Origin of the sequence: Cohnella phaseoli (assembly GCF_003386235.1) — a bacterium.
Lineage (GTDB): Bacteria > Bacillota > Bacilli > Paenibacillales > Paenibacillaceae > Cohnella > Cohnella phaseoli.
Genome location: NZ_QRDZ01000071.1, coordinates 1 through 1,645, shown reverse-complemented (window position 1 = coordinate 1,645; position 1,645 = coordinate 1). Strand labels below are relative to the sequence as shown.

The following is a 1,645-nucleotide window of genomic DNA, read 5'->3' as shown; positions in this document are numbered from 1 at the left end:
AAGTCTGAAATCCACAGCTAACGCACGTATGAACAGAAATAGGCAACCCAAACAAACCGTCCAAATGACGGAAAAAGGGAAAATATGGTCCTACACTGAAAGAGGAAGGTCCATAACTTGATAGCCCTGACGCTGTGCCAGTAAAATCGCTTGTTCTACCGTAATTTCGCGGTCTACCGGACGAACATCGGACCTCTTGTACAAATCAGGGTTATAGGGTTGTTTGTTCTTCAAGATGTGATAGATCGCCGTTAACAGCATTCTTGCAATGGCAATAACGGCGCGTTTGTGACCCCTGCGTCTCTTGAGTTGTAAGTAGCGGTTTCGGATTTCGGGATGCTTTTCGCTTTTGACAACAGCGGTGGCACACTGTACCAAAAGAGGCTTGATATAGACACCAGCTCTCGAAATCCTGACTGACTTTCTCTTGCCGGCGCTTTGATCATTGGAAGGGGTAAGCCCTGCCCAGGAGCACAAATGTTTGGCTGTCAGGAACACGTCCATATTGACACCGATTTCCGAAACCACAGCAATGGCGGAAAAGATGTTTTTGAAGGACGGAACAGTCAAGATCAAGTTGAGTTCCTCTGTGTAGGCGTTGGCAAGGGAAAGGACAATAGATTCCAGTTCAGCTTTACAGGATTCGAGGTTGTCGTAATGTTGTTTGATGACCTTGATCTTCCCGGCTTGCTCAGGCGTAATGAAGCCGTCAATGGCAAGCGCAAGTTCAGGCAGTTTGCCTTTCAGAGAGCCGTGAATAAGCGGTTCAAGGTCAAAAGACGTTTCACTCGGATCGTCAAGCAGTTTGTTAATGATATTCATAGCGCTTTTGCCGAATGTATCGGAAACGACACTGCCAATCTGGATATTCGAAACGGTCAGACTGTTCTGGAGCCGATTTTTCTCACTCGACGTAAAGTTCGTCAGTTTGAAGCGGTAACGCATCAAGTCGCGCAACTGTCGGATGGGCAAAGGAGGCATAAAGCTTCCGGCGACAAGATCGTGTTTGAACAAGTCGGCAATCCACTTGGCATCCTTCTTATCCGTCTTCTTGCCGCGAATGGCTTTGACGTACTTGGGATGCGCGAGTGTGATGTTGGAGGCGTGCTCGAGCATGTTGAATACGGGAATCCAGTATTTCCCGGTCGATTCCATGCAGACATCTTTACAGTGATGCTCACAAAGCCACTGTGACAGCTCATTCAAACCTTTGGTGAAGGTAGAAAAGCGATGGCTTTTGTAAGTCGTGACGCCCTTACTGTTGGTGGAGGCGATACAGGCGACGACGAAGGTTTTGTGCACATCGATTCCACAGCAGACAGGGTAAACAATTTTTAAGGCCATATCCAGACTCCTCTCTATGATATACAGAGATAGCCAGCAGGGACTGATTGCCCAGCTATAAACGAGTTGTTTATCAAAGATAAGTCTGCGTGCTCGAGGCGACACTTATTTGTGCTTGGAAAGGCAATCTACACATATAATCATGCGGTTGTCCTAAGAAAGCGACAGCCCACTCCTCTCCACGTGATTTGTAGTGTACTGGTATCTCCGTAACTCAAGCATACAAAAAAACGCCCAAGGCTGACGGATTTCATTCCGTTTTGTGCCTTGAGCGAAGCGAAAGGAATGGGAATAATCATGA

1 protein-coding gene is annotated in these 1,645 nt (G+C 47.2%); it reads right to left on the bottom strand.

Annotated elements, in window-relative coordinates; genetic code table 11:
- Positions 1 to 90: 90 nt before the first annotated feature.
- The gene (locus DFP98_RS38505; protein WP_116065955.1) at positions 91 to 1,344 is read right to left on the bottom strand and encodes an IS110 family RNA-guided transposase; all 1,254 of its coding nucleotides are present in this window, start codon (positions 1,342 to 1,344) and stop codon (positions 91 to 93) included.
- Positions 1,345 to 1,645: the final 301 nt, after the last annotated feature.